A 24509-nucleotide genomic window follows, 5' to 3' on the forward strand; every position below is an offset into this window, starting at 1 on the left:
CCTGTGCGCCAACCGCTTACGCGGTTGCCTCGAATGCCATTCCGGCGGTTGCTGTTTCGCGATTCGCACCGCTGACGCGGTGCCGCTGTGGTGACGTTATCGACCATTGTCCGGTTATCCGTTGCGCTGCAACCGCTTACGCGGTTGGCGCCACCGTTCACGCGGTGTACCCGGATCGCCTTGCCTGTCAACGTCATACCGCAATACTACACCACGTTGTCGAATCATGTTGCCTTTCAAGACGATTCCACGGTACTACTTTTGCGGCGCTCCGCGCCGTATCCCCTCCCCCAAACATGGCGGTGCCCGCAGGTCGGGGAACCTGCGGGCACCTGTTCGGGCGCGCTCCGCGCGCTGCTGTCTCGAGTGAGGCGGTCAGTGCACGTTCGCCGGGTGAAGCGAACAGTCCCGGCTGTGCTGCGGGCTCACGCCCGCTTCCGTCGCCGCGCCGCACTCGTCGCACAGCGCCTCATCACCGGGGCTGTCGTCGTCGTCTTGCAGATCGTCCTCGTCTTCACCGTCCGGGTCGTCGGGACTGTCCAACGCCACGGCCACCCCGAACATCGGTTGGCGTGCGTTTTCTGGGCGGCGGGTGTAGTCCTCGGTGGCCTCGAAGTCGGGGACGGTGCGGATGTGATCGATCACCGCGTCGGCGATCTGGGCACCGTCGTGGCGGGCCGCCACATACAGGCGGCACACCCGCATCTTCTGCGCGTTGGAATCGCTGGGCACCGACACCACGTCAGCAGGATCAACCAACACCACCAACGTCTGTTCGGAGAAGCTCTCCGCGTAGCCGAAGGTGCCCACGTGCAGGCCCACCGAGCACGCCGAGTTCCGGTCATCGTTGACCAGATCGCGGGCCATCCACACGGTTGCCCCGACCGGGTAGGGCACGTGGCCGGTGACCGTCTCGACAGACCCGTTCTGGGCCACCACTGTGACCGGCTCACGTCCTGCATGAGCTGAGCGTCCGTCAGCGCGCACCGACTTGTAGCCGACGATGTGTCCATCGGTTGTCAGCGTGAATCCGCCCGCTTTGAGCCAACCGAACAACTGCGAGCGTGACGCCTGCGACGGGTTGCGTTCTAGACGGCGCAGAAACGCTCCCAGCGGGGCGAGGTCGGCGGCGCTGCTGGTGAGCCGGATCGCGGCGGCCAGCACGACTTCCTCCACCGGGTCGCCGTGGGTGATCCGGTAGGGCTCCTGCTCGTCCTCGTCGGTGTGACCGTCCACTACCGACACGGCCTCGACGGCAGCCTTCTTCACCCCCGTGCGGAACGTGTCTACCAGGTCGCGCACGGTCTGAAAGTCCTCTCCGTGCTCGTCTACCAGGTAGCGCCGAACCGGCCCGTAGGTGGGATCGGCGGCGGCGATGAGCACACTGGCCGGCCCCTCGGAAACGATGATCGACTGGTGATCAATGAGTGCGTACATGTTGGTTGACTCCAATTCTGTTCGTGTTGGTTTAGATGTCTGTTGGAAGCGGTCAGGCGGCCTTGCGGCCTGTCCGTGGCGGTGTGTGGGCCACGTATTCGACGTAGTGCTCACGGGTGTCCGCGTCGTCCCAGTGCCGCAGGTGAGCCAGCAACGGGTAGGCCCTCCGCAGGTCGCTGTGCAGCTTGCGGATCTTCTCGAACTGCGTCCGCACCGCCGGGCAGCCGCTCAGCGCCTGCAGGGTCGTCGTCTGGGCCGCCGTCATCTTCTCGGCGGCCTGGACGAGCGCGGCGATCCGCGCCAGCAGTGCGCGTTGCGGGTGCTCGTCCGCGATGCCCGACGCCAGCGCCGACACGGCGATGTCGAATTCGGCCTTGTAGCTTGCCCATTGCGGGTGCGTGTAGGCGGCGGCCAGCAGCTCGGACTGCGACCATCCGGCAGTCTCAGCGGCGAACTGCTGCTCCATCCACTCATCACGGGTCATCGCTTCCGGCACGGCGGCGATCAGCGGCCCGCTCTTGCGGTTGCCCAAATACACCGTCACCGACGCGGGTAGACCACTGGGTGTCCGGTACGGGCGAGCTTCAGAAACGTAGACCACAGGCAGACCCAGCGCGGCGATCTCGGGGCCGGTCAAGGTGGCGTCTCGAGCGGCTGCGCCGTCACGGTCGGTGACCACACACGCATAGCCCTTCACCGGCCCGCGCGAGGAGCGCCTGGCAGCGATTGCCGCACTCCACTGCTCGAAGGTGTAATGGGCAGAGATCCCGTTGGTGTCGGCACCGACCTCCCAGGTCTGTTCGGTCGGTGCATTGCCGGCTGCTTGAAACACGTCCAGCGCCAACGTGATGCGGCCTTCCGGCACGGCAATCACCCGGCTCACATCCGAATGCTTCTCGGCCAGGAACGTGGCAAACCGCGACAGCACCCGCCCCGCCGGGACACCAGTCACCACCAGCGTGCGGCTCAGCTCGGCGCGGGTGGTCACCGCCTCGAACATGTCGTCGCGGAAGTCCGCGATACGCTCCCAGCGCGAGCGCCCCGTCCGGTTACGCATGACCCAGGCCCCGGCCCCAGCGGGCACACCCACCCGGTACGGGACCGGCAACATGGCGGCAGTGCCCACCCTGCCCAGAGTGTCGGAACGCAGCGTCACAACGGCGGCCACGTCGGTGCCAGCCAGTTCTGAAACCCGCTGTGCCAGCGCACCATAGGCCACTCGGTACTGTTCCAGCGCGGCATCCACGGCGGCCAGGGTCCGCTCGGTGGCGATCACCGACTCCCGGCTCGGAGTGTGGTCGAACGAACCGATCGGCAACTCGATCACACACGCCGACAACCCGCCGGTGCCGTCCAATACCCGCCGAGTGACCTCGGGCACCGACGAGAACAGTGTGCCGCCACTACGCACGAGGACCGCAATGCGGTCCGGTCGATCAACACGACGGCACGACACCGGACCGATCCACGTTGGACCACCGGCAAGGCTGTCCACTGGCGCACCGTCGACCAACACCGCCCGCTCGCCATGGGCACAGGCGACCTCGCGCACCACGCGATGCCACGCCTCGACGTGTCCAGCGACCTCGACAGGAACGATGATTGTGGTCCCGTCAGGCAGCTCGCTCGGCTCACCGGCCAACAGCACCTGATGCTCCAAATTGCGGGCCGCGCGCACCGTGGTGCGCCGCCCGCCCTTGACCGTGTCCACCAGAAACGACTCCGCCAGTGCCCACGCCGATTTCGCGCCGACACCCAGCCCGCCGATCATCTCGTCACTGTCACGCTTGCTCGACGCGGCGAACGCCAGAAACGTCGCCTCCACCTCAGCAACCGACATGCCGGTGCCCCGATCGGTAACGACGAGATTGGGTTCGACCAGGGTGGGCGTAGTGACCGCTACCGGCTCAGTGCTCCCCGCCGCGCGGGTGGCATCGACGGCATTGGACACATACTCACGCACCACCGCTAACCGCCGGTCGGCATAGAGATTGACCAACATCTCCATCATCCGGCGCGCACCCTCCGGGTCCACCCGGCTAGTCATGGTGGGCAACTCCGTGGCAGTGCTGACCAATGTCGAACTCGGCTCGGCAATACGCATTTGACTCCCCTTCCGGGATTCGTGGGCCTGCCGGAATGGCCTGCCCTACACCCACGATTCTACCGACAACCACCGACATAAGCCGCCTAAACCCGCAGGCCCGCAACACTTTCTAAACACCACCACCCCACCCCTGTGCCGGGTGGGGTGGTGGTGGGCCTGATCGAAGCGGGGCCTAGCGCCTCATCTCCCCCGTCGCGCGTTCACGACTGAATATGGGTGTGCCCGCAGGCCCCGGGGGAACCTGCGGGCACACGCTCGGAATGCGCTCAGTTGAGGTTCTCCCAGAACTCGGCTGCGGCGCCGTCTTGGTTGAATACGGACGGGAGACCTTCGGGGAATGCAGGCCGTATCGCCTCGCAGACGTGCTCGATGGTCTCGCTGTCCCACTCGATTTCGGAGCCTAGAGCGGCCATCGCTTGCGCGACGGCCAGTTTCGCCTTGTCTGAGTCGACCAGGGCGGCTACTTGCCGCACAGTGGTGATGCTGTCGCCCAACCATTCCTCCAGCGCGCTGACGAGCCCTTCGGCCCGCTCGTGAATCACCTCGCGCACATCAAAGTTGTGTTCATCGTGCGATCGGTAGGCCGATTCGCTGTAGTCGCTCAGATCGCAGTCATCCCGGCAATCCTGGTCGCATTCGTGCATGACGTGGATGTCATCGAAAGCGGCTCGCAGCGACGCGACCGCGGCGACAACGGCTGCCGGTGGGTTCGGTGTGCTCATGCGCCCACCCACTCGTTGCTCAGCCCGACCATCTCGGGGCGATCCGGCGAGTCCAGAACGGTCACCACATAGCAGTAGCCCAGGTCACTGTCGATTCCGTGACCGTCGCCCGTGAACTCTTCGAGCTGCTCCCACAGCTCCTCCAGGTCCTCGGACGGCTCCACCTGGACCGTCTCGACCTGTTCGGACTCGTGTCCGTCGCTGTAGGCGTTCTCCACCTTGATCGTCAGCGTCATCACCGACCCCCGCCCGCCCGCGCAGTCAAAGCGTCGGCGAAGATCGCGACCGACATCTCGGCCAGTGGCTCCAGTCGGGCCAGCTGCTCCTCGTCGAGGGGGGCGGCACTCTCGCCCGCCAGCCCGGCAATCACCGCCGCCCCGAACACCGGCTGCCGCCGCCCGAAACGGTTGGCAATCATGGTCGCCACAATGTTCGTCGCGTCGGCCAACGCCTCACGATCGCCGAAGTCCACGCCCACGATCGCCTCATCGTCGACCCACATATCGGTGCGATCATCAAGTGAGATCACGTCATACAGCGAGCAACCGATCTGCTCCCGAAACAGCGCCCCAGCGCCGCCGCGCTCATCAACCACGAACGGCACCCGCGTCACGGCACCATCCATGCCCACCCTCAGCACCACCGGTGCATTGTCAGCAGTCACAACACTCCCCTTCCGGGATTTCGAGGCCCGCCTGGAATGGCTTGCTCTACACCACGCACACTACGGCCACCCACCGACAAGTAAGCGCCGCCGAAACATGCACTACCCCAACCGAAACAATCACCACCACCCACCCCTGTGTCGGGTTGGGTGGTGGTGACAGCCAAGTCGCCGGCGGCCGGGCCGAGCGGGCCGGCCGCCGGCCGGGAACTAGCCGGATGTCCGAGGCCTCCCGCGAGCTAAGACAGCCGGTCAGTCGCCGATCGCGTGGCCGTCCACCCCGCCGCACCGTGCGCACTCGATAGCGTCGAACCAAGCGTGCTGCACGTATGTGGCGTCGTCCTCGCCGTGGCAGTAGGAGCAGCGAGTCTTGGGCGCGACGTGCCCGTGATCGGGAGTGTCGGCCGAGGTGTGCACCCATGCCCCAAAAATGCCGACGGACTGGTCGAACGTGACCAGCGCCTCACAGGTCTCGCAGTGGCGGACATCGGGGAGAATCTCGACGTCAATGGCCGGCAGGGTGCAGTAGTTCCGACGGGTCGATCCGGCGAACGCTTCCAGTGTGGTTGCCATGCTCAGTTTCTCCCTTTTCGAGGCCCGCCGGAATGGCTTGCCCTACACCACGCACATTACTGCCACCCACCGACAAGTAAGCGCCGCCGAAACATGCACTACCCCAACCGAAACAATCACCACCACCCCACCCCTGTGCCGGGTTGGGGTGGGGGTGACAGTGCGTGGTCGGGCAGAGCGGGCCCGGCGCGGCAGGGACCGGAGCGGGAGTGTCGGGTCACTCCGGCCGCCGGCCGTCGCCTGGCCCGCGGTCTAGGAGGCCCGCGCCGGCGCCACGTGCGCCGTGTCGTCGACGTCCTCACGGCCTGCCGCCGATCGGCCGGCAGTGAGGATCTTGTCCACCGTGGTAAACACCGCGCGGATGTGGCGGTCGGTGACCTCCTCGTCGCCCAGCCAGCCCTGGATGTAGGCGCGCGACTCTTCCGGCGCCCACTGCGTCAGTCCGGTCTCGTGAGCGAGCAGGTAGGTGACCGCCTCGGCCTGGAATTCGCGGACACCGCGGCACAGAGTCTCACCCTCGGCGACGGCCGTGGTGGTATGGCCCAGCACCAGGTGCGCAAGCTCATGGAACCCGGTTTTCATCGGGTAGGCCGCCACCGGCGATACCGCTACCTTGCGGTCGAACGAGTACCCCTGGGTGTTGCCGTCGATCAACTGAAACGGCACCTGCTCAATGTCGAGCGCGGACAGCGCGCGCGCCCAGTCCCACTCGGGCAGCTCCGGCCACTCCACCTCCGGGCCCACTGTGTTCGAGTACGGAAACGTGGAGCGCTTCAACCGAAACCGGCAGACAACGACCTTCTCTTCGCCGGTCTCCTCGTCGGTCTTGCGGAACGGCCGCGGGTGCAGCACGTAACGCCCACCACCCTTGACGGGGATCCGGCCAAGGCCCTTCCACACACTGAACGGTGCGCACGGCTCGGTCACGCCCTGCGACCACAACAGGATCTGATTCTGCAACGAGTACTGATAGAACCGGCAGTAGGTGGTACCCAGCCGCCCGGGCAGCGTCAGCGCCTGAGTCAACAGCGCCGGCCAGTCCACCTCCCCGTTGCCATCGACAGCCGGTGAGATCCGCTCCACAGTGGTTGCAGTCATGACACTCCCCTTCCGGGATATCGAGGCCCGCCGGAATGGCTTGCCCTACACCGCAGAATCTACCGTCACCCACCGACAAATCCGGGGCGGCACCGACCGTGACGCCCCGCAGTCGCTGGGATCACTCGTCGAGCGAGAACCGGGCAGACTGTTCCCTCATCGTCGCAGCGACCGCCCGCAGCACCACCACCACAGCGTCAACATGCTCCGGCGCGGTGAAGGTGGGAACCCGGTCGATAAAGTCATCGACAGTCCGCGCACACAGGCCGATCCCCAGGCGCATACCGTCCACCGCGCCCGCCTGGACGTGCTGCAGCGCCGCGTCCATCACCGGCGACAGCATGCGCTCAATCCGGGTTTCCAAATCGTCGTTGTTGTCCATCGAGTCTCCACTCCTCCACCACCGGGGCGTACCGAACGTAACGCCCTCGCGCCATCGGCGCACTGAGTCCAAATCCGCTACACCCCAAGTTAATTACCACCGCCAGCACACGCGCAAGCAAGGTCAGTGATAAGGGGGCTTATCACCTCGCAGCCAGTGTCAGACGGAAGGGAGAGAGCAGAGCAGCGGCAGCCGGCGGCGGCGGCGGAGCGCAGCGACACCCAGATAGATACCACCACCTCACCCCTGTGTCGGGCTGGGTGGGCGGTGGTGTGGCCGGAACTCGGCCCAGCCACACCACCTACCGGCTACTCGTCCTCGGTATCCACCACATCGTGGTCTTGCAGCGCGACCTCGAGGGACCGCCCCCGCAACTCCGACAGCGCATTGACAACCATGTCGTCGTCGACCTCCGACGCCGCAGCATCGGCGTTGGCCGCCCGGACGGCAACCCGCACCCGCACCGTGGCATCAACCGTGCAGACCCAGTCGTGCATCCGCGGCGCACCACGACGGGTGGGTCGACGTCGCGCAAACCCTGATCCGTGAGAAAGTCACGGTCAAGCCGGTGGAGCAAACAGCCCAAGTGCTGCGGCTGTGGGATCAACGCGTTCCAACAACCACGATCGCGACACGCACCGGCGTTCACCGCGACACCGTCACCAACATCGTGCGCGCCGCAGAGTCGCTGATGGCCGGCGCCGATCGCATGCGCGCCTAGTGTCCTGCGCCGTTAATTCGGTACATAATTGTAACCGAGACGTACCGGCGTTGCTGCACAACGAAACATGTTGGCGTGTGCGATGATTCGCCTATGGCATCACGCGGGAGACCGAAGGCCGATGGATCTGTTCGATCGGCTCGCGGTCGCGCTGCCACGGCTGCGGGAATGGGCCTAAAGACAGACATCGTTGATAATGTGAACCCGGTAGGGCATGCCAAAGGGCAGGTCCTGAACCTCCAGAGAGGAGATCATCATGACTGTCGGACTAGCGACCCTTTGCCGCTAGAAGATTGAGAGTTGTCTTGAGTTTAGGGCTGAATGTGGCAGCAGCGTAGCGTGATTGACGTCGGTCCATCAGGTGAATAGCGCAGGCACGCAACGTGTTTAGCAGAGTTGACTGGGTCTTTGAGAGTCGTCTTGAGTTTAGGCTGCAGCGGGTAACAGTCTGGCGTTGTCGATGCGTTGGGCGATGTGAATATCAATGGTGCGCAAGGCGTTCGTATCGGTGGCGGAGCGGGCGGCTGGTCGGCGGCGAGCAAGGGCCGCAGCAGGCGGATCGACATACACCATCATCAGAATCTCCCCTTCCCGGGATTCACAAGGCCAGCCCTATGGCGTGCCCACCACCTGCGATTCTACCGGCCCGCAGCGACAACCAAATCGCCACAAAGCCGCACCGCCGCAGCATCATTACCCACTACCTCCCCACCCCGGTGTCGGGTGGGGAGGTAGTGGGTACCCGCGAAGGCCCCCGCTACCTCCTTACAGTTCGCCGAGAATCTCCGCCCGATAGTTCCGCTCGACCGACGACATCGCGTCCTCCCAGTCAAGGCCGAGCGCGTCGAACAGGTGCCGCAGGTCCGCGAGCATGTCCGACGCCGTGGTCTCCAACGTGCCCTTCCCCAGCCAGGTGGCGTATCCGAGCAGCGCCCGCGCACCCCACATCGCTCGACGGTCATTGTCGGCTTGAGGGTCCACGATGCTCAGCGAGCCCGGCACGGTGTCAGCACCGACCAGCTCAGCCAGTTCACCCGCCGTCTCCACCGGCAGCCGCCGCGCCCGGTACACCGCCCGCCCAGTGGGAGCCACCCCGTAAACCGGCTGCTCCATGTCGCTGAGACTGCTGCCCTGCTCCCACGGCAGCAAGCCGTCCACGTCCGGCCAGCACACCTGCACCGCCGACACCACCGAGCCGTACACCTCACGCACGAGGTTCAGATCCCTGGTGTTGGTCATCACCACCGCAACCAACGGCACCCCAACCTCAAGTAAGTTCTCGATACGCTGCCCCGTAACCAGCGCAGCGCCCGCATCCACCATCTGCCGCGCCACCGCATTGAGCACCTGGTGCCCAACCCGCACCGGCAGACCGTAGATCGCCAACTCCGGCAACCCTTTACCCGACAACCCCACCGTGTACGAGAACGACACACCCGGATCCCCCGACGCCGGAAACACCCCAATCACCGACCACCCGAACTTGACGATATCGGCGCGAGTGCCATCAAGAACCGCCGCGCGAGCCTCCACCACCGGCACATCACCCGAACGCTGCATATTTCCCATCAGAATCGGCCCCTCCCTGGGCTTGGTAGGCCCGCCCGAATGACTTGCCCTACACCCCGGATTCTACGACCCGACACCGACAACAATCAGCGTCAAACACGGGACTGTCCGATATTCGGTGTAAGTGGCATTTCTCGGATTTTCTCGGTCAGCGTTCTTCTGCAGCTGGCATGCGATCGGCGAACGTGATCGCCAGGGCGTTGAGCGCTGGTTTCCAGCGTACGGCCCACTTCGTCTGCCCGGTACCCTTGGGATCCAGTGACCGGGTCACCAGGTAGAGCGCCTTGAGTGCCGCCTGCTCGTTTGGGAAGTGTCCACGTGCTCGCACCGCCCGTCGGTAGCGCGCGTTGAGGCTCTCAATTGCGTTGGTAGAGCACAACACTCGACGGATCTCGACGTCGTAGTCCAGGAAAGGGATGAACTCGTCCCACGCGTTGTCCCACAGCCGCTTGATCGCCGGGTAGGGCTTGCCCCACTTCTCGGCGAACTCCTCGTAACGCATCCGGGCCTCGGTCGCGTTGGCCGCGGTGTAGATCGGCTTGAGGTCGACGCTGATCTTGTCCCAGTACTTGCGCGAGGCGTACCGGAAGGTGTTGCGGATCAGGTGAATGATGCAGGTCTGCACCGTGGCCAGCGGGAACGCCGCAGACACGCTGTCGGGCAACCCTTTTAGCCCGTCGCAGACCAAAAAGAAGATGTCCTTGACACCGCGATTCTTCAGGTCGGTCAGCACCGCCAGCCAAAACTTGGCTGACTCCCCGTCGCCGTCGCCGGCCCACATCCCCAGGATGTCCTTGTTGCCGTCGAGGTCCACACCGATCGCGGCGTAGACCGGCCGGTTGCGGACCTGGCCGTCGCGGATCTTGACCATGATCGCATCGATGAACACCGCGGCGTACACCTTCTCCAGCGGCCGTGACCACCACGTCTGCATCTCCTCGATCACCCGGTCGGTGATCCGTGAGACGGTGTCCTTGGACACCGAGGCCCCGTAAACGTCGGCGAAGTGAGCCGAAATCTCGCCTGTGGTAAGGCCTTTGGCGTACAGCGACAGCACCACCCGATCCACGTCGGAGACCCGACGTTTACCCTTGCCGACCACTACCGGCTCGAAGGTCCCGTTGCGGTCGCGGGGCACCTCGATCTCGACTTGCCCGCACGCATCGGTGATCACCTTCTTGGTGCGAGAGCCGTTGCGCGAGTTGCCACTTCCGCGGCCGGCCGCGGCGTGCTTGTCGTAACCGAGATGCTCGGTCATCTCCTCTTCGAGTGCCGCTTCCAGCACCGTCTTGGTCAGCGCTTTGAGCAGCCCCGCCGGACCGGTCAGCGCGACCCCCTCGGCGCGCGCCTGGCGTACCAGATCGCCCACCAGCACCCGCTTCGGCCCCGGACAGCTCACGGGCCGCAACGGCCGCCTCATCCACGTTCTCGCCAGCCTGGGCCGGCGACTCCTTCACCTGGGCATCCACGCCCTTGAGTGTGTTCGTCATCACAGCGATTCCTTCTGCCCCACGCCGGGGCGGTCAGAACCACTTACACCAAATCAGCGATAGACCCTCAAACACCTTCTACAACAGCTTTTCCACCACCTCCCCACCCGGGTGCCAGGTGGTGGAGGTGGTGGAGGTGGTGGAGGTGGTGGAGTGGTGGAGTGGTGGAGGTGGTGGAGTGGTGGAGTGGTGGATAAAGACCAAGGGGAAATGCTCTCCGGCAGCGCGGGACTAACCCCGACTGGCCGCCAGCTGGCACGTCCACGAGTTGCCCTGTGCTAATCCAGATTGTCGCTGTGCGGAACAGTCACTGAGAATGTGCCGTTTCGCGGCGGGCTGTCCTGAGCCTGAAGGCGTCACAGCGGCAGTCATCCCCGCCCCACATTGGGCGGAACTCAGCTCTACATTCGTCGGCCATAGTGTGTCCCCCTAGGCCTGACTCACTTGTCGTCGACGGCGATCCGTGCCGGCTGGCCGGCAGCGTCCAGTGCGTGGATACGGCGAGCTGCCGCGACGTGCAGCGCCCTCACCGGGTACGGGGTATTCGACCGCTCGAAGCGCGCTTCGGGGTAGGTCTTCTCGAACTCAGCCTGGTCGTCGGTGACCCAGATCGTGCTCACCCCGTCGCCGGCGGTGACCTCAAACCGTACGGCCGTGTCATTGATGAAGTCGTCGAGGGCCTGCAGCTCGTCCATCGTCGTGTAACGCGGCGGCTCGGTTCCCCGCTCGGCCGCGTAGTACGACTTTTTGTTGAGCCCCAATAGGTATGCCGTCTCGGTCTTGCCGAGCCCGACCGCGAGTCGGCCCGCCGTCAGATCGAAATGCCGCTCCCCGCGGTACACCTCGACCTCGCGGTCGCGCCGGCTCAGCACGGCCGCCGCCCGGCCCACCGCAACGTACTGCAGCGACACCGGATAGGGCTTCCGGTGCTGGACGGTGCGCGCATGCGGGTAGCGGGCCACGAAGTCCTGTTGATCGACGACGGCCTGCAACACCACGGTGCCTTCCGCCGGCGCCCCGTCGATCAACAGGGCGACCTCGCCGACGACAAACGCTTCCATGGCGACGATCTCGTTGATAAGGCCCCGGCCGATCATCGTCCGCCCACCAGTTTCGTAAGCGCGGTACCGCGTTTCATCCATCCCCAGCAGCGGAGCGAGGTCCTCCGGCCACAAGCTCAGCGCTGCGCGACGGATCTTCAAATCCGACCACAGATACTCGGCCAACGGCTGCTCGTCGATCGTGTCTTCCTCACCGAACACGGCAGGTAACACCTCTGCCGATCCGACACTCATGATGCTCTCCCTTCCCGGAGATTCGGGGCCTGCCCTGCTGGTCTGCCCTACTGATTCCCATGCTATCAACCCGGACCGTCATTTAGGCCCACTCACGCAGCCGTGGCAGCGCAATCGCCAACCGATCGAACAGATCGGGCCAGCCGAGCTGCAGCCACGTGAGGTGCCCGTTGGACAGCTTGGACGGGTCGATGATGGAGTCGACCCGGATTTGTTGCTCTGGCACCCCGAGCTCGCCGAGCTTGCGGTAGATCGGGTTGGGTTCGATTCCGCGGCCGGCGAGGTATTCAAATACCTGGCTGTGCGGCCAGTCCCAGATCGGCCCGTAGGTGACGGTACCATCGATGCGCCGCACGACCCCGCCCGCCTCGGCCCGCACCTGGCGGCGCGCCTGCCCTTGTCGGGCAACGGTTTCTGACGCCAGCTGCTGACGGTAAAGCATGCGCCGGCCGGCTGATTCCTGCGCACGCACGCCCCACAGGGACCCGGGCCCGTGCCTGCGGTGCGCTTCGCCAGCCGGGCCGGCGATCATCAGCTCGGCCAGCTCGACACCCAGTCGTCGATCCGGTGCCCGGTGGTCGAATCCCCCGCAGGCGATCAGCACGGTCAGCAGGTCCGGCTCGGCCGCGATCGAGGTGAAGTTCAGCCGCCAGGCCTGCGCCAGGTCGTGCAGGTAGTGCAGTGTCTCAGGGAATTCCAGGCCGGAGTCGAAGAACACCACCGGCACATTCGGGTCGACTTGGCGCGCGAGATCGACCACAACTGTGGAGTCTTTACCGCCAGACCACGGGACGAACCCGTCGTGGTTGTCCAGATGCTCGGCGATGCGGTCCAGCAGATGCTGATACGACTGCGGTCCGCGACGGCGGGCCGCGATCGCCCGCAGCGCCTGCATGTCCAGCCCCGCGGGTGTGGTCACCGTGCGTCGGTCACCGTGATCGCCATGCCCGGGAACAGTTTCTGGAAGAACTCTTCGACGTAGCCGGCTGCTTCTGGCCCGTCCAGGATCGACTCCTGGCTTGTAGTGCCGTCCCACCACCACCACTTGCCGCGGTCTTTGAACCCGAAAGGCGCCGGCAGGTCCGCGGGCTCGGTATGCAGGCGAGCGAAAGTGTGCGCGACGCCGACGACGAACAGCCAGTTGTCGGCGCTGAAGGTTTTTGATCCGTCCGGTGTGGCAAGGTGAGAAAACTTGCGCGGCAACTTCACCCGGACCTCGCACGGCTCGGGCGGCAGCGTTCGGCGCCGAGGTCGGCTGACCGACCGGAAATGGCCGTTGCGGCCCGGCTCGTCGGGGCCGGCTTCGGATCGGTTCGGGTGGACCACCCATTTCCTGTTGTTCATCTACTGCTCCCTCAGTTGCAGGACGAGTCGGGTCCCGTATCCACCGCGGCCGTTGTCGTAGGTTGCCGATTCGGCCGCCGTCACTTCACCCGTAATGCCTCGGGGCAGCACGTGTGTGGTGTCTTCCACACTGTCGGAATGACCGAAATACATGCCACGGCTGGTGGTCATCTCGAACGTCAGATAGCGATCGCTGTCGTTTCCGGGTATCTCATGCAGACTGTGCCGGGCGATGGTGAACTGATCGAACGTCACCTTCGCTCCCGGACTCAGGTTGGGCGGCAGCTCGCGCGGACTCGAGATATCCCCATGCGTGTCGGGCAGCTTCACTGCCACGTACACCGTGTGGGTGCGGTCATTGGCCTGTTCGTAGCGTTGGATGACACGGTCCAGGCGCTGCACCTTGGCCCGATCCTTGTCATCGAGTTCCTGGACATCGCCGGCCGCATGATGCAGCGCCCCGTTGATTCGGCGCCACTCACCGGGATCGTCATCGGTCAGCATGCTGTCGATCGCCTGCTGCTGTGTGGCTGGCGCCGCGCTGATCACCTGATTCTTTGTGGCGGAACGTATTTTGCGCTGCCGGCCACTCAGCGGGCGACGAAACTCCCCGGGCGAGGGCAGCTCGCCACGTAGTCGAGTGGACTCGACGTGGCTGACGTCGCGGGGAGTGGCGCGATCGCGATCGCGCGTAGCCCGCGTCAGCCCGGAATCTTCGTCGCGTGCCTCGTCGGTGATTTGGTTGGCCAGCCGGGTGAACTCGCGCTCAGTCATGGCGCTTTCGGCGACCTCGCGGGCGGTCTTGAGGTCCCGGGAGGAAATCACGCCACCTTCGACGTCGACCACGACCGGTTCCCGGTTTGGTCGCGCGGTCTTGGAGCTGCTCATCAGATTCTCTGGTTTCCCCGTTGCTGCCGTTTGGGAGCAGTCTAGGAGCCGAACTGGACACAACGGGTGAACGCATCGCCGCCGGTCATCGCCACAATTTTGGTGACCGCAAACGCAGGAGGCGGCCCCGGAACCGACTCAAAGCCGGTCCGAAGCCGCCTCGGGTTTGCACCATCTCCCAACCCCTGTGCGCGTTTCGTGCTGTCCACGGTAGCAACGCGGACACCCGATCGGCCCGTATCGTGGCCGCCAGCATGCTGTCCGATCCCGCCGCCGCGGCGTGGGTTGTCGCCGGTCGACCCGCCGTGAACGCGCCCACACCGGTGGCCGGCCGCTGCGGCCGGTGCGGAGAGGACGGTCCCACTGTCACCGTGACCCACATCATCAGCGAGAAGTTCACCAATTTCGATGCGTGGCCGTTCGGGTCCCGCCGGTTGTGCGTGCCGTGCGCCTGGGCCTACAGCCGATCACCCGCCTCGGTGCCGGCCATGATGATCACCGCGACCACCGTCACCGAGCACATCAAAGGGGTTGGCCTGGCGGCTGTGCTGGCCACCGGCGCTCTGCCGCACACCCACGCCGTCGTACTGCCCACCTCGCACCGCCGGCACATCCTGGCGACCGCGCAGTGGGGGCACCTAGCCACCGACGGACTGGTCACCGTGTGGGACGCCGCCGCCGCGTCACGGCTGACCAACCTGGCGATGGTGCGCCCCGCGGTCACGGCCTGGGCGCGGGCACGCGCGACCAAGTCCACCAATGGCCGTCAGATCGCATTGGAGATCGACCGAGTGCTCCTGCGTGAGATGCCGCCCTATCCCCTGCTGGCCACGCAGCCGAAACAGGACTGGCCAGGGTTTCTCGCAGCCTGGACCGCGCTGCAGCCGTGGCGGACGGTTGCGCCGTTGTGGGCGGCGGCCAAGGTCCTCACCACCCCCGTGAGCGCCGCCGCCGCATATAACGGGCGCCAGACGGGTTAGCCGGTTGTGGCGACCCCGGCCGATACGCTGACGGCCATGGCCGACGAGCTCACCCCCACCCGGAGGTGGCAGGCGCTGGTCCCCCAGCTGAGAGCCCTCACCCTCAACGGGCACAGATCCGAGACCACGATGACAGCCGCGGAGAAAGCCGCGGCCCAGGCCGCCGACACCGCCGAGCGGCTCCTGCTGCTGGTGCACTACAGCATCGACTGGGACAACTCCTGGGTCGCTGAGGAGAAGTACCGCAAAACCTATTGGGATGAGATCCTTCCCGGCCGGGTGTTTCGCGCCGCCCGCCGTTCCATCACGCTCGACGAGTGGTGGTCCTCAGCCGCGTTAAGGCACCTCGGCCTGCGGGCCCCCCGCTACCCGGACCGGCGGCTCGAACTGGCCGAGCTGCTGCGCGAACCACCAGTTCCGGTCCTGCGCATGTTCCAAAGCAGCCTGCCTGCCCTGCTGCTGCGGGTGCGCATCATCGCCGAGGCCGTCACCGACGACCGGAAGACCAAACGCCCATGAGCCTCAACGCCATTCGCTGGGATATCGACATCGTGGCCCTGTCCTCGATCGTGCACCGCGGCTCAGACAACGATGCGGCCGGCACCGACACCACCTCATCGTTCCGCACCGAAAGGATCATCACCGCTGACGGCGAGCTGCTGCAGGTTCCGATCGTGTCGGGCAGCAGTTTCCGTGGCGTCCTGCGCCGCATCGGTGAGGAGCTCACCGCGGCGGTCCTCGACTACGAGGATGCCGCGTTGCCGGTGCCCGCCGCGCACCTGCTCACCAACGGCGGCCGGCTCGGTAAGTCGGCAACCCCGTTCAACGATGAGGATGAACGCCACCTCAAGGCGCTGCTCCCGCAGATCGCCGTGTTTGGTGGCGCCGCGAGTGGCCGGATCATGTCCGGGCTACTCTCGGTCGGCAAGGTGCTGCCCGAGGTGGCTGAACTGGAACACATCCTGCCTCGCCCACCACGCACCACTGCGCTGCCGGCGGTGTACACCTTCGCTGAGGAATCGTTCAGCCACCTGGCCGACCACCGCACTCATCTGGGCCAGGCCCCCCGCACCGATGGGGACACCGAATACACCAGTCCCCTAGGACGATTCGCCGCCGAAACCCTCCCCGCCGGAATCCGCCTGCAAACCTGGGTACGGATCATCAACGCCACCGACCATCAGACCGCGTTTCTGCGCGACGTCCTCGACGCCTTCGCCAGCCACGGCCACCTCGGCGGCCGCGTCGCCGCCGGATACGGCACCATTACCGCCGCTCTCAGCACCACCGCGCAGCGCGGGCAGCTCCCCGACGCCACGGTTGACTGGCAGTCTGAACTCAAGGCCAACCGCGCTGAGGCGATCGCCGCACTGTCCAAAATCACTTGAGCGCCACCATGATTGCGCTCCACATCACCGCCACCACCCCGCACGGCATCGTGTTGTCGCGTCCCTGGGGCGTGGCCTTCGACGGACTGTTGGCCTCGGTGGTCTGGCATCGCCGCAAATGGGAAGCCCGCGCCGCCGGCCACCACCTCACCTACCAGCCGGACGGACCTCAGGAAACCCTGCCGCTGCCCCTGGCTCGCTGCGGCGATCCCGACAACGACGCCGACTGGCACTGGCTGGCCACGTTCGCCGATCTGCACCCGCGTATCCAGGCAGTCAGCGATCCCGATATCCGCTGGCGAACATCGCGCACCGACCACCCTCGGCTCCAGCAGCTCGCCCCGGTCATCAGCCGCCAAGTCTCCGACACCGCCGGCCGTTATCAGCGCCGCGTCGTGCCGGTACCCGCACGCCCCGCCACCCATCTGACCTGGCGCGCCGTCGGCGATCCGGACGCGATACGGGATCTACTCACCGACCTGCCCTCGATCGGCAAGAACACCGGTGTCGGGGAAGGCCTCGTCACCCGGTGGGAAGTCACCGAAACCCCCGACGTCGAGGACTGGTCCGCCGGCCACGAACACGAACCTGGAGTCCTCGGCCGCTCCGCACCACCGCGCTGCATCGAACACGCAGCGATCGACACCGGCCCCCTGGGCACCGGCGCACTGCGCCCGCCCTATCTACATCCCGCGGCCCGCGCCGAAGCCTTTCAACCCGCGCGGTAGCGGTGGGTTACCGAGCCCCGGTGTGAGAGGTCCGCTTTGTTCCGTCCCACCAGCGCCGGTAGTGCGGATTGCTGGGGTCGACGTACCACCCCGCTGAGGGAAGCACCGGAGCCGGCTCGGATACTTCCGTAGCCGGCTCGAAATCGACGGTGAACGCGGTGAGCGGACGATTCAGCTCACCGTCCGCCCGAGTGGGGTCGCGTCTATCAACTGCGCGGTGCACATGCACCGCCTCGGCCAGAGCGAATCGCGTAGCCCGTCCGATATCCGGCGTCGTCACCAGATGGAACAACCGCATTGGTCGACCCGTGACTGGCTGAGCGCCAACCCTGCTCGGGTCGTACTCTACAACGTACTGACCATCGAAATCAGTTGGCGTACCGTCGACTAGACCGATGATCCGAATGATGCAGCGCTCCTTACGCCGATCAGCCACCCCGGCGTGCAGCTTTGCGATACGGGCCTTCACCTTGCCGCGCCGGACGCTGCCTTTGCGGCAGCGGGCGAGCTGACGCTGAAGACGAGCCAGCGTCTTCTGCTCGCTGCGCCGCATGACTGGCGCCCGCAGCATCGTCCCGTCCGACAGGGCGAGCGTCGTTTTCACGCCCCGGTCGATCCCGACCAGACGTTCTTCCCGCCCAGGCACGCCAGCAACCTCGGGTTGCGGCGCAGGGAACGCCACATACCAGCGGCCCGCTTTGCGGGTGACCCGCGCCATACCCAACGCCCCTGCGGGGAGCGGGCGGGAGAGCCGGAACTTCACCAACCCGAGTTTCGGCACAAATACCTGCGCCCATTTACGGTTCACGATCTCGACACGGCTGTCGCGAATGCAGAAGCCCTCGTCGAGGTGCTTGCGCCGCCAACCCGGCCGCCGGTACACGCCGTTGAAGAATCCCGCGACCGCGCGGTCGAAATCTCGCAACGCCTGCTGCTGCACCGCCGACGACCCCGCCGCCAACCACTCACAAGCTTGCCGCGCCACCGCCAACTGTTTCTGCCGGGCGGCCGGGACCGGCGCCGGCCGGCCGGTACGGCCCCAGTTGAACTGCTCCACCGCGAGATTCCACACAAAGCGGGCATCGGCGCAATGGCGTTCCAGCATGAACACCGACTGCTCAGCGGTCGGATACATGCGATACCGGTGCGCCATCGCTAAGCCGCCTTCGCCCGTTTCCGGGCGGCAGCGAGTTTCTGGTTCTCGACATAGCGCCGGACCACTTCTAGCGGCTACGCGGACCCAACAGACGGGATCGGCTATCCCCCGACTGAAGTCGATGGCTTGCGCCGAAGACTATTTCGGTCATGGCGTCCCTTTCTGCGATCGGCGGGTGAAGGATAGTCCAGGGACGCTGTGGGACGACGCACTTTTCGCAGTGGGTGCTCCCGGAACGGCCGGTTTGGTCAAACGGCCAGTGCCACCAAAGACGAATCAGCGGCCGCCGACCACGCGCGACTCACCCCCACCATGGCGCTTCCCAGGTGTGGTGACATCGTTTGAGTCATGAGTACTCCGGATGGTGACAGGGAAGCGTCGGCGAGCGAATACAGCGTGGATGAGGACGACCAACTTCAGCCAGAGGACACCCTGATCGACCGCGGTGTCGACGACGTACTCGACGAGGGATATTCGCCGCCCGAGCGGCCGTACGGTCGTGGCTCCTTGGGCTCGACGCCCGAAAGCTTGGACCAGCTGCTTGCCGAGGAAGAGCCGGATCCGGCCATGCGGCTATATGACCCGTTCGACAAGGACGAGCAGCAACGCTCCGACGAAGCCGAGCGGGAGACCGAATTTCCGCAGCGAAATGAGGTTGGACGCGCGCGAGCAGGTCGACTTGTCGCGCCGGACCAGGGGTTTGGCGAAGACGTAGACGCGGACCTGTTGGCTGATGACGTCGGCATCGACGGAGGCGCAGCCTCCGCCGAGGACGCCGCGGTTCACATCATCGACGACGAGGAGTAGCTGGCCCGGCACGCGAATTCAGCTGAAGAACAGGTCGGGATGGGACGCACTGTTCGACCGTGTGTGTGGGCTCGCGCAGGCAGGTCCGCATCGAGTGGGACGGTTCGTCCCTGGTGCGCTGGAACCACGATCCGGCCCGAGTGGAGGCGGTGCTACGGCTGTCCGGGCACACGCCAGAGGGCCTATTCCTGGCCCATGTCATGATGCGCTCGGTGTCGATGCGGGGTCCGACCACTCCCCCGCGCCAGCATGACCACGCAGACGCTGACAGCACCGGGGCCATGTGCGTTTGTCCCCTATCCGCTTAGAGGACCGCCAGCAGTCGAAACTCGTCATGCCAACGGCGTGTCACTCTCGGCACCGCACCTGGGGCAGACGTGCCGCTCGCGCCCCTTTAGAGCTTGTAACCGATGGCGCGCAGCAGGTCGTGCCGGTCGGCCACGTCGCGATCGGTCTCCACCCCGAGGGGCGCCTGTCCGTCGACGACGCCCACAATGCCACGGCCACGCGGGGTCACCGCGACCAAGATGTCAACCGGATTGGCTGTGGCGCAGTGGATCGTGCAGACCTCGGGCACCGCCTTGACCGGGTTGAGGATGCTGACCGGGAACCCGTCGCGCAAGAAGATCACGAAGCAGTGCCCGGCGGCGATGGCCTGCGCATTGCGGGTCGCGAGCTCGACCAATTCAGGATCATTGCCGGTGCGGCGAACCAACCGTGGCCCGGAGGCCTCGCAAAAGGCCAGCCCGAACCGTAGCGACGAGCTCACCCCCACCATCGCCTCATGCAGGTCCTCGACCGTCTTGATGAAGTGCGCCTGCCCGATTACGACATTGACATCGTCCGGCTTGTCGACGCGAACCACATCCCAGGAAAGCGTCGTCGTGGTCACACACACATGCTGCCACAGGCACGTGACAGCCACGTCCGATGCTCGGAATGCGAACAGTCCTGTTTGCGGGCGCCGCGTTCGCCCTTAGGGTTCCGCGTACGGCCCCGCACCCGTCGGAGGTACCTCTGGGCGATGCGGACCTTGGGCCGCCTCGTCGATGGCAGACGCCACGTATTCGCGGAGAACGTCCTCCCAGATGCTGCGTCCGATCGACGAAGCCAACGAAAGGCTCCACGTCGGCGGCTCCGTCGATCCATCGAGCCTTTCTATAGGCGCGTCGCGACCGAGCACCATGATGTCGGCTGGGCGGTGCCCGTGTCTCCATGCCCGGAATCTGCTCCCACTTACCGTCCGAGAGAGCACCCGCGCGGTTGCAGCGAGTCAGACCTGCTTGGCAATCGTGTGGACCTCCGCGTCGACCCCGCCGTCCACCGCCCGGTCCGGGGTGTCGTCCCAATAGCTCAGTATGACGGAGCGCTGAGCCGGAACGTCGGTGTATCGGGACATCTTTCACGGGATGCGCTACACGCCAGCCCCGATGATCGACTTCATCGACGGTGACGAACAGAGCGACTTCTTGCGGCAGGAAGAGGTCTGCGGCCTTGACATTGCGCGACAGGATCAACGTTCCTGGAACTAGTGGGACGGTCACCGGGTGAGGAGCCATGTCCGGCACCGACAAGTCCCACGCGACCTTGCAAGGTCGTCTTGCAGCTGGCGCATCACCGCTTCAATCGCAGCCGCGTAGGCGCCGCCGTTTTCTGAGCAAGTTCACCGCTGGGCTTGCAGCAGGGTGCGGATTTCTCTGGGGAGCTGATCCAGGGCCTTGTCCATCTGGGGAGGCGGGAGATGGTGCAATACGGCTGCGGTGGTCGCCGCAGCCGCCTTGCCGACGTCGTCGGGGGCGATGATCGCCTCACGGGCGAACCGCGCAGCGTAGGCCTCTGCGTCGTACATCTCGGGGACGGCGCTGGGATTCCAGCCCGCGTAGAAGATGCCCCTGATCAGGTCGGGCAGCTGAGCCGCAAAGTGGGCGCTCGCCTCCACGGTGAGCCGATCGCGCAGGGTGTGCAGCCACGCGCGCAGCACTCGATAGGCGAACTCCCGATCCTCGGTGTCGAACTCCCTGGCCACGTCGTTGATCCACGTGTGCGCGGTCTGCATCGCGTGGTCAAGCGCCGAGACCTTCGTTTTGGCGGACATCACTACCTCCTTGAGACCCCGGTCTTAGTTCTACAGCCAGTCGTGATGGACTAAGCCCCTTCTTCTCCCCTCGTGCCCGGCCGCCCGCATTCGGGCTTCGAGGTCTGGCCGTACGCATTTCAGGTTCCGCCTCCCCCGTCGTCCCGAAAAGGGTCCTTTGACCCGGATCCGCGCGCCTCAGTGCACACATTCGAGGCATCGGTATGGGATCTCGCGGCCCTCGACATCCTGGTGGGCGAGGCGGGTGGGGCGTTCACCAGCCGGGACGGCACCGCCGGCCCGCACGGCGGCAGCGCCGTGGCCACCAACGGCCTACTCCACCAGCAGGTGTTGAGCCGACTGCGCGGGGCGTAACCTGGCGCCGAGAGCACACCATGACCCCACTCGTTCCCGAAGACGACCGGTTCACCATCGCGACGAAACACTGGCATCGCCTCGACGACGGCCGGATTCAGTGCGACGTCTGTCCGCGCGCATGCAAGCTGCACGAGGGCCAGCGCGGCCTGCGCTTCGTCCGCTGCCGGATCGACGATCAGGTGAAGCTCACCAGCTACGGGCGGTCGAGCGGGTTCTGCGTCGACCCGGTGGAAAAGAAGCCGCTCAACCACTTCTTGCCGGGTTCGGCGGTGCTGTCGTTCGGCACTGCGGGGTGCAACCTCGCCTGCAAGTTTTGCCAGAACTGGGATATCTCTAAGTCTCGCGAGGTCGATACCCTGGCCAGCCGGGCCACCCCCGACGACATCGCCCGCACTGCTGACGAATTGGGTTGTCGCAGTGTGGCATTCACCTACAACGATCCGACGATCTTCTGGGAGTACGCCGCCGATGTCGCCGACGCCTGTCACTACCGTGGCATCAAAGCGATCGCGGTGACGGCCGGCTACATGTGTCCTAACCCTCGCGCGGAGTTCTATCGGCACATCGACGCTGCCAACGTCGACCTGAAGGCGTTCACCGAAGACTTCTACCGCAAGGTCTGCGTCGGGCGTCTGCACGACGTGCTGGACACCCTGCTCTACCTGCGGCACGAGACCGACGTGTGGCTGGAGATCACCACCCTGCTCATTCCGGGACGCAACGACAGCGACGCCGAGATCGCCGCCGAATGCGCGTGGATCCGGGAGCACCTCGGCGTCGACGACGGTGTCTCACGACGATCCGCCAATTGGCAGACCAGTGGCAATCGAGGCTGAGAATACCCAAGCCGAACAGATCGGCCCCGGCACGGTCGCGATCGTCGCAGAGTTGCCTGCGGTCAACGCCATTCACCGATTAAGGGCCATCCAAGGGATGATTCGAGCTGCGCAAGAAATACGGCGACACCCGCCTTCCGCGGGTGAACCCTCGGACTGGCCACCGAGAGGGCGTGGCCGTCCCGGTGGCCGATCTATCGGGTTGTGTCAGCGATCGGCAAATTGCCGCAGTTCAGCTCGGTGTCGTCGATCGTGCGGACCCACCCGTGGGCGAACTGCGACCGGGCAGCCTGTGCCCCGGGCGAGCGGTTGCCCTTGCAGTCGTCGACAAGCACGTAGAGCCCGTAGTCGAACGAGCATTCCTTCAAGGTAGTATGCCTTTGAGGTAGTATTGGTGGCATGATCGACCAGACCCGATGGCCCGGTGTGGTGGTGGCGGCCGATGACACCGCGCGGCCCGCGCCGCTAACGTGCGTTCCGTAGGAATTGCCTACGGGATCAGCCACTCGCCGAAGCTGTTCCCGAACCCGGAGGACGGCGTGTACTTGAACTTGGCCGGCGTTATTCCCGGCGGCACGACGAACACGACGCATCCATTAGCAGACTCGCCGGGGCCGAGCTGGTATTCGCCGTTGCTGAAGTCCGTGCACTCGGTCACGCTGTGGAAGTCGGGTGTGTAGCTCTGGTTGTCCGACCCAATGAGTACCGCGTCGTTGTCGGCGTCGTCTTTGCGCGCCGACGTGCTGGTGTTATTGATCGTCAGCATCGCCGCGATGTACGTACTTCCGTTCGCATTGCCATTGTCGTCGGTCGGTGGCCCGTCTGTTCCCGTCGCAGGGTTAATGATCTGGGAGAGCGTAGCGGCCAGCGGACCGCTCTCACCTGTCAGGTTGAGCGTGGCCCCGACGTGCGCGACCGGGTTGGCCGGGGCGGCTGGCGTGGAGCTTTGGGCGCCGGTGGGCACAGGGGCACCAGGAGAAGCTGGCTTGTTGACCTCAGTGGTCTCCGCAGAACATGCCGTAAGTACAACTGCCATGCCCAAGAGTGTGGCGACGACGGATCGTTTCATACCCCGGTTCCCTTCCTTATGCCGGCTCTTCCGACTTAGCAGGGGTGTAGTTTCCTGGCCCTGAGCGGCGCTCGCCGTGATTGGCGGGTGCAGGCCCACCGTAGGTTAGCACCGTGGGCGCCGGGCGTTCGCAACGTTCGCAGTGAGCCTTCTGTCCGGCGTGACGAACGGATGGTATCGGTAGCGTTCGCGAGGTTTCCAGAGCGCCAACGCCGGTCTTGATCGAGATCCTGTTTCCGTGATGATCACCCTCGGGAAGGTGCGCCCACTTTCACTCCACCTCGCCGAGGCTCGTCCACAGGTTCTGATCATTGCTCGGCCACAGCCCATCCATCCACCCATGCACCTTCAGCTTTTGGGAATGCCCGAGGGCGAGATGGACGAGCACTTGGGCTACGCCAAGCACGACCCGGCCGGCCGCGATGGCGCCAACTCCCGTAACGGCGTCCGCAGCAAAACTGTGCTGACCGACATCGGGCCGGTCGAGGTGGCAATGCCGCGGGATCGCGACGGTACGTTTGAGCCGAAGATCGTGCGCAAGCGGCAGCGCCGCCTGTCCGGGATCGACGGACTGGTGATCTCGTTGTCGGCCAGGGGTTTAACCCATGGTGAGATCGCCGCGCACCTGGCCGAAGTGTATGACGCGCAGGTGTCTAAGCAGACCATCTCGACGATCACCGACCGGGTGATCGAGGCCATTGTCGCGTCATCACACCGTCACAGTCTCCGTTGTTCCGTCCTGGGCACGCACCGTCACAGGCTCACGCCCAGCGTGCGCCGAGCGCCCATCGGCCCGCACCGAC

At 65.4% G+C, this 24509-nt stretch carries 27 protein-coding genes and 4 pseudogenes; 10 read left to right on the forward strand and 21 right to left on the reverse strand.

Going from position 1 to position 24509, the window contains the following annotated elements; genetic code table 11:
* Window positions 1-375: 375 nt before the first annotated feature.
* From M5I08_RS24580 to M5I08_RS24620, 9 genes are all read right to left on the reverse strand, one after another.
* A complete protein-coding gene (locus M5I08_RS24580; RefSeq protein WP_219070576.1) occupies window positions 376-1437 on the reverse strand; it encodes a hypothetical protein in 1062 nt (353 codons plus the stop codon).
* A gap of 52 nt (window positions 1438-1489) precedes the next feature.
* The gene (locus tag M5I08_RS24585; protein WP_249763475.1) at window positions 1490-3541 is read right to left on the reverse strand and encodes an ATP-binding protein; all 2052 of its coding nucleotides are present in this window, start codon (window positions 3539-3541) and stop codon (window positions 1490-1492) included.
* A 269-nt stretch (window positions 3542-3810) separates the two neighbouring features.
* Window positions 3811-4266 carry a hypothetical protein gene (locus M5I08_RS24590; RefSeq protein WP_249763476.1) on the reverse strand — a complete coding sequence of 152 codons (456 nt, stop codon included), beginning with the start codon at window positions 4264-4266 and terminating at the stop codon, window positions 3811-3813.
* Window positions 4263-4502 carry a hypothetical protein gene (locus tag M5I08_RS24595; RefSeq protein WP_219070575.1) on the reverse strand — a complete coding sequence of 80 codons (240 nt, stop codon included), beginning with the start codon at window positions 4500-4502 and terminating at the stop codon, window positions 4263-4265. The genes M5I08_RS24590 and M5I08_RS24595 overlap by 4 nt, the downstream gene beginning before the upstream one ends.
* Entirely contained in the window at window positions 4502-4930 is a 429-nt protein-coding gene (locus M5I08_RS24600) for a DUF3846 domain-containing protein (protein ID WP_219070573.1), read from the reverse strand. Before M5I08_RS24600 ends, M5I08_RS24595 begins: the two co-directional genes overlap by 1 nt.
* A 252-nt stretch (window positions 4931-5182) precedes the next feature.
* Window positions 5183-5503 carry a hypothetical protein gene (locus tag M5I08_RS24605; protein ID WP_219070564.1) on the reverse strand — a complete coding sequence of 107 codons (321 nt, stop codon included), beginning with the start codon at window positions 5501-5503 and terminating at the stop codon, window positions 5183-5185.
* 252 nt (window positions 5504-5755) lie between these two features.
* Window positions 5756-6601, reverse strand: a complete 846-nt coding sequence (locus M5I08_RS24610; protein WP_219070562.1) for a hypothetical protein — start codon at window positions 6599-6601, stop codon at window positions 5756-5758.
* Window positions 6602-6722: 121 nt separating this feature from the next.
* Window positions 6723-6983, reverse strand: coding sequence for a hypothetical protein (locus M5I08_RS24615; protein ID WP_219070560.1), 261 nt, complete (start codon window positions 6981-6983; stop codon window positions 6723-6725).
* Window positions 6984-7291: 308 nt separating this feature from the next.
* Entirely contained in the window at window positions 7292-7480 is a 189-nt protein-coding gene (locus M5I08_RS24620; protein ID WP_219070558.1) for a hypothetical protein, read from the reverse strand.
* 71 nt (window positions 7481-7551) lie between these two features.
* On the opposite strand from M5I08_RS24620, the gene M5I08_RS24625 reads away from it, so the two are divergent.
* Window positions 7552-7704, forward strand: coding sequence for a helix-turn-helix domain-containing protein (locus M5I08_RS24625; RefSeq protein ID WP_249763477.1), 153 nt, complete (start codon window positions 7552-7554; stop codon window positions 7702-7704).
* Between the two features lie 765 nt (window positions 7705-8469).
* Here M5I08_RS24625 and M5I08_RS24630 read toward each other — a convergent pair.
* The 6 genes and pseudogenes from M5I08_RS24630 to M5I08_RS24655 form a co-directional block, all read right to left on the reverse strand.
* A complete protein-coding gene (locus M5I08_RS24630) occupies window positions 8470-9273 on the reverse strand; it encodes a DUF4262 domain-containing protein (RefSeq protein ID WP_219070908.1) in 804 nt (267 codons plus the stop codon).
* A gap of 148 nt (window positions 9274-9421) precedes the next feature.
* Window positions 9422-10763, reverse strand: a pseudogene (locus tag M5I08_RS24635) (IS256 family transposase).
* Window positions 10764-11203: 440 nt separating this feature from the next.
* On the reverse strand, window positions 11204-12058 hold the full coding sequence (locus M5I08_RS24640; RefSeq protein ID WP_219070068.1) for a hypothetical protein: 855 nt from the start codon (window positions 12056-12058) through the stop codon (window positions 11204-11206).
* An 82-nt stretch (window positions 12059-12140) separates the two neighbouring features.
* Window positions 12141-12977 (reverse strand): phosphoadenosine phosphosulfate reductase domain-containing protein, encoded by an 837-nt coding sequence (locus tag M5I08_RS24645; protein WP_219070066.1) that lies wholly within the window; start codon window positions 12975-12977, stop codon window positions 12141-12143.
* On the reverse strand, window positions 12974-13402 hold the full coding sequence (locus M5I08_RS24650; protein ID WP_219070064.1) for a hypothetical protein: 429 nt from the start codon (window positions 13400-13402) through the stop codon (window positions 12974-12976). Before M5I08_RS24650 ends, M5I08_RS24645 begins: the two co-directional genes overlap by 4 nt.
* Window positions 13403-14290, reverse strand: coding sequence for a hypothetical protein (locus tag M5I08_RS24655; RefSeq protein WP_219070062.1), 888 nt, complete (start codon window positions 14288-14290; stop codon window positions 13403-13405). It lies immediately after the preceding gene.
* Between the two features lie 254 nt (window positions 14291-14544).
* Between M5I08_RS24655 and M5I08_RS24660 the strand changes: the two genes are divergently transcribed.
* Genes M5I08_RS24660 through M5I08_RS24675 form a run of 4 tightly spaced genes read left to right on the forward strand, consistent with a single transcriptional unit; the run spans window position 14545 to window position 17386 of the window.
* Window positions 14545-15270, forward strand: coding sequence for a hypothetical protein (locus tag M5I08_RS24660; RefSeq protein WP_219070069.1), 726 nt, complete (start codon window positions 14545-14547; stop codon window positions 15268-15270).
* A gap of 36 nt (window positions 15271-15306) precedes the next feature.
* Window positions 15307-15789, forward strand: a complete 483-nt coding sequence (locus M5I08_RS24665) for a hypothetical protein (RefSeq protein WP_219070060.1) — start codon at window positions 15307-15309, stop codon at window positions 15787-15789.
* A complete protein-coding gene (locus M5I08_RS24670) occupies window positions 15786-16658 on the forward strand; it encodes an RAMP superfamily CRISPR-associated protein (protein WP_219070058.1) in 873 nt (290 codons plus the stop codon). The genes M5I08_RS24665 and M5I08_RS24670 overlap by 4 nt, the downstream gene beginning before the upstream one ends.
* Before the next feature lie 8 nt (window positions 16659-16666).
* Window positions 16667-17386, forward strand: a complete 720-nt coding sequence (locus tag M5I08_RS24675; RefSeq protein WP_219070056.1) for a Csf3-related protein — start codon at window positions 16667-16669, stop codon at window positions 17384-17386.
* Between the two features lie 7 nt (window positions 17387-17393).
* On the opposite strand, the gene M5I08_RS24680 is transcribed toward M5I08_RS24675, so the two are convergent.
* Window positions 17394-18539, reverse strand: coding sequence for an RNA-guided endonuclease TnpB family protein (locus M5I08_RS24680; RefSeq protein ID WP_219070054.1), 1146 nt, complete (start codon window positions 18537-18539; stop codon window positions 17394-17396).
* 351 nt (window positions 18540-18890) lie between these two features.
* On the opposite strand from M5I08_RS24680, the gene M5I08_RS24685 reads away from it, so the two are divergent.
* The gene (locus tag M5I08_RS24685; RefSeq protein ID WP_219070052.1) at window positions 18891-19349 is read left to right on the forward strand and encodes a DUF5709 domain-containing protein; all 459 of its coding nucleotides are present in this window, start codon (window positions 18891-18893) and stop codon (window positions 19347-19349) included.
* 394 nt (window positions 19350-19743) lie between these two features.
* On the opposite strand, the gene M5I08_RS24690 is transcribed toward M5I08_RS24685, so the two are convergent.
* The gene (locus M5I08_RS24690; RefSeq protein ID WP_219070050.1) at window positions 19744-20241 is read right to left on the reverse strand and encodes an adenosine-specific kinase; all 498 of its coding nucleotides are present in this window, start codon (window positions 20239-20241) and stop codon (window positions 19744-19746) included.
* Between the two features lie 381 nt (window positions 20242-20622).
* On the reverse strand, window positions 20623-20748 hold the full coding sequence (locus M5I08_RS26275; RefSeq protein ID WP_255564775.1) for a hypothetical protein: 126 nt from the start codon (window positions 20746-20748) through the stop codon (window positions 20623-20625).
* A 10-nt stretch (window positions 20749-20758) separates the two neighbouring features.
* Here M5I08_RS26275 and M5I08_RS26280 point away from each other — a divergent pair, with 10 nt between their 5' ends.
* Window positions 20759-20881 carry a hypothetical protein gene (locus M5I08_RS26280; RefSeq protein WP_255564774.1) on the forward strand — a complete coding sequence of 41 codons (123 nt, stop codon included), beginning with the start codon at window positions 20759-20761 and terminating at the stop codon, window positions 20879-20881.
* Between the two features lie 131 nt (window positions 20882-21012).
* Here the strand turns inward: M5I08_RS26280 and M5I08_RS24695 are convergent, their stop codons facing one another.
* Window positions 21013-21444, reverse strand: coding sequence for a DUF2267 domain-containing protein (locus M5I08_RS24695; RefSeq protein ID WP_219070048.1), 432 nt, complete (start codon window positions 21442-21444; stop codon window positions 21013-21015).
* A gap of 192 nt (window positions 21445-21636) precedes the next feature.
* Here M5I08_RS24695 and M5I08_RS24700 point away from each other — a divergent pair.
* Together M5I08_RS24700 and amrS are read left to right on the forward strand one after the other, a co-directional pair.
* Window positions 21637-21798, forward strand: a pseudogene (locus tag M5I08_RS24700) (histidinol-phosphatase); the annotation flags it as partial.
* A gap of 20 nt (window positions 21799-21818) precedes the next feature.
* Window positions 21819-22583 (forward strand): annotated as a pseudogene (amrS, locus tag M5I08_RS24705) (AmmeMemoRadiSam system radical SAM enzyme); the annotation flags it as partial.
* A 248-nt stretch (window positions 22584-22831) separates the two neighbouring features.
* On the opposite strand, the gene M5I08_RS24710 reads toward amrS, so the two are convergent.
* Window positions 22832-23005 (reverse strand): hypothetical protein, encoded by a 174-nt coding sequence (locus M5I08_RS24710; RefSeq protein WP_219070046.1) that lies wholly within the window; start codon window positions 23003-23005, stop codon window positions 22832-22834.
* A gap of 122 nt (window positions 23006-23127) precedes the next feature.
* Window positions 23128-23673, reverse strand: a complete 546-nt coding sequence (locus M5I08_RS24715) for a DUF4352 domain-containing protein (RefSeq protein ID WP_249763478.1) — start codon at window positions 23671-23673, stop codon at window positions 23128-23130.
* 406 nt (window positions 23674-24079) lie between these two features.
* Between M5I08_RS24715 and M5I08_RS24720 the strand changes: the two are divergent.
* Window positions 24080-24424 (forward strand): annotated as a pseudogene (locus M5I08_RS24720) (transposase); the annotation flags it as partial.
* Window positions 24425-24509: the final 85 nt, after the last annotated feature.

The sequence above is a fragment of the Candidatus Mycobacterium methanotrophicum genome (assembly GCF_023515995.1).
Classification (GTDB): Bacteria; Actinomycetota; Actinomycetes; order Mycobacteriales; family Mycobacteriaceae; genus Mycobacterium; species Mycobacterium methanotrophicum.

What these genes read in the sequence shown, in the direction of transcription:
- M5I08_RS24630 (WP_219070908.1), bottom strand. Translation starts at nt 9,273, where the DNA reads ATGGGAAATATGCAGCGTTCGGGTGATGTGCCGGTGGTGGAGGCTCGC.
- M5I08_RS24655 (WP_219070062.1), bottom strand. Translation starts at nt 14,290, where the DNA reads ATGAGCAGCTCCAAGACCGCGCGACCAAACCGGGAACCGGTCGTGGTC.
- M5I08_RS24620 (WP_219070558.1), bottom strand. Translation starts at nt 7,480, where the DNA reads ATGCACGACTGGGTCTGCACGGTTGATGCCACGGTGCGGGTGCGGGTT.
- M5I08_RS24715 (WP_249763478.1), bottom strand. Translation starts at nt 23,673, where the DNA reads ATGGCAGTTGTACTTACGGCATGTTCTGCGGAGACCACTGAGGTCAAC.
- M5I08_RS24660 (WP_219070069.1), top strand. Translation starts at nt 14,545, where the DNA reads ATGCTGTCCGATCCCGCCGCCGCGGCGTGGGTTGTCGCCGGTCGACCC.
- M5I08_RS24610 (WP_219070562.1), bottom strand. Translation starts at nt 6,601, where the DNA reads ATGACTGCAACCACTGTGGAGCGGATCTCACCGGCTGTCGATGGCAAC.
- M5I08_RS24605 (WP_219070564.1), bottom strand. Translation starts at nt 5,503, where the DNA reads ATGGCAACCACACTGGAAGCGTTCGCCGGATCGACCCGTCGGAACTAC.
- M5I08_RS24640 (WP_219070068.1), bottom strand. Translation starts at nt 12,058, where the DNA reads ATGAGTGTCGGATCGGCAGAGGTGTTACCTGCCGTGTTCGGTGAGGAA.
- M5I08_RS26275 (WP_255564775.1), bottom strand. Translation starts at nt 20,748, where the DNA reads ATGTCCCGATACACCGACGTTCCGGCTCAGCGCTCCGTCATACTGAGC.
- M5I08_RS24670 (WP_219070058.1), top strand. Translation starts at nt 15,786, where the DNA reads ATGAGCCTCAACGCCATTCGCTGGGATATCGACATCGTGGCCCTGTCC.
- M5I08_RS24675 (WP_219070056.1), top strand. Translation starts at nt 16,667, where the DNA reads ATGATTGCGCTCCACATCACCGCCACCACCCCGCACGGCATCGTGTTG.
- M5I08_RS24695 (WP_219070048.1), bottom strand. Translation starts at nt 21,444, where the DNA reads ATGTCCGCCAAAACGAAGGTCTCGGCGCTTGACCACGCGATGCAGACC.
- M5I08_RS24595 (WP_219070575.1), bottom strand. Translation starts at nt 4,502, where the DNA reads ATGACGCTGACGATCAAGGTGGAGAACGCCTACAGCGACGGACACGAG.
- M5I08_RS24680 (WP_219070054.1), bottom strand. Translation starts at nt 18,539, where the DNA reads ATGGCGCACCGGTATCGCATGTATCCGACCGCTGAGCAGTCGGTGTTC.
- M5I08_RS24590 (WP_249763476.1), bottom strand. Translation starts at nt 4,266, where the DNA reads ATGAGCACACCGAACCCACCGGCAGCCGTTGTCGCCGCGGTCGCGTCG.
- M5I08_RS24615 (WP_219070560.1), bottom strand. Translation starts at nt 6,983, where the DNA reads ATGGACAACAACGACGATTTGGAAACCCGGATTGAGCGCATGCTGTCG.
- M5I08_RS24665 (WP_219070060.1), top strand. Translation starts at nt 15,307, where the DNA reads ATGGCCGACGAGCTCACCCCCACCCGGAGGTGGCAGGCGCTGGTCCCC.
- M5I08_RS24585 (WP_249763475.1), bottom strand. Translation starts at nt 3,541, where the DNA reads ATGCGTATTGCCGAGCCGAGTTCGACATTGGTCAGCACTGCCACGGAG.
- M5I08_RS24685 (WP_219070052.1), top strand. Translation starts at nt 18,891, where the DNA reads ATGAGTACTCCGGATGGTGACAGGGAAGCGTCGGCGAGCGAATACAGC.
- M5I08_RS26280 (WP_255564774.1), top strand. Translation starts at nt 20,759, where the DNA reads ATGCGCTACACGCCAGCCCCGATGATCGACTTCATCGACGGTGACGAA.
- M5I08_RS24650 (WP_219070064.1), bottom strand. Translation starts at nt 13,402, where the DNA reads ATGAACAACAGGAAATGGGTGGTCCACCCGAACCGATCCGAAGCCGGC.
- M5I08_RS24580 (WP_219070576.1), bottom strand. Translation starts at nt 1,437, where the DNA reads ATGTACGCACTCATTGATCACCAGTCGATCATCGTTTCCGAGGGGCCG.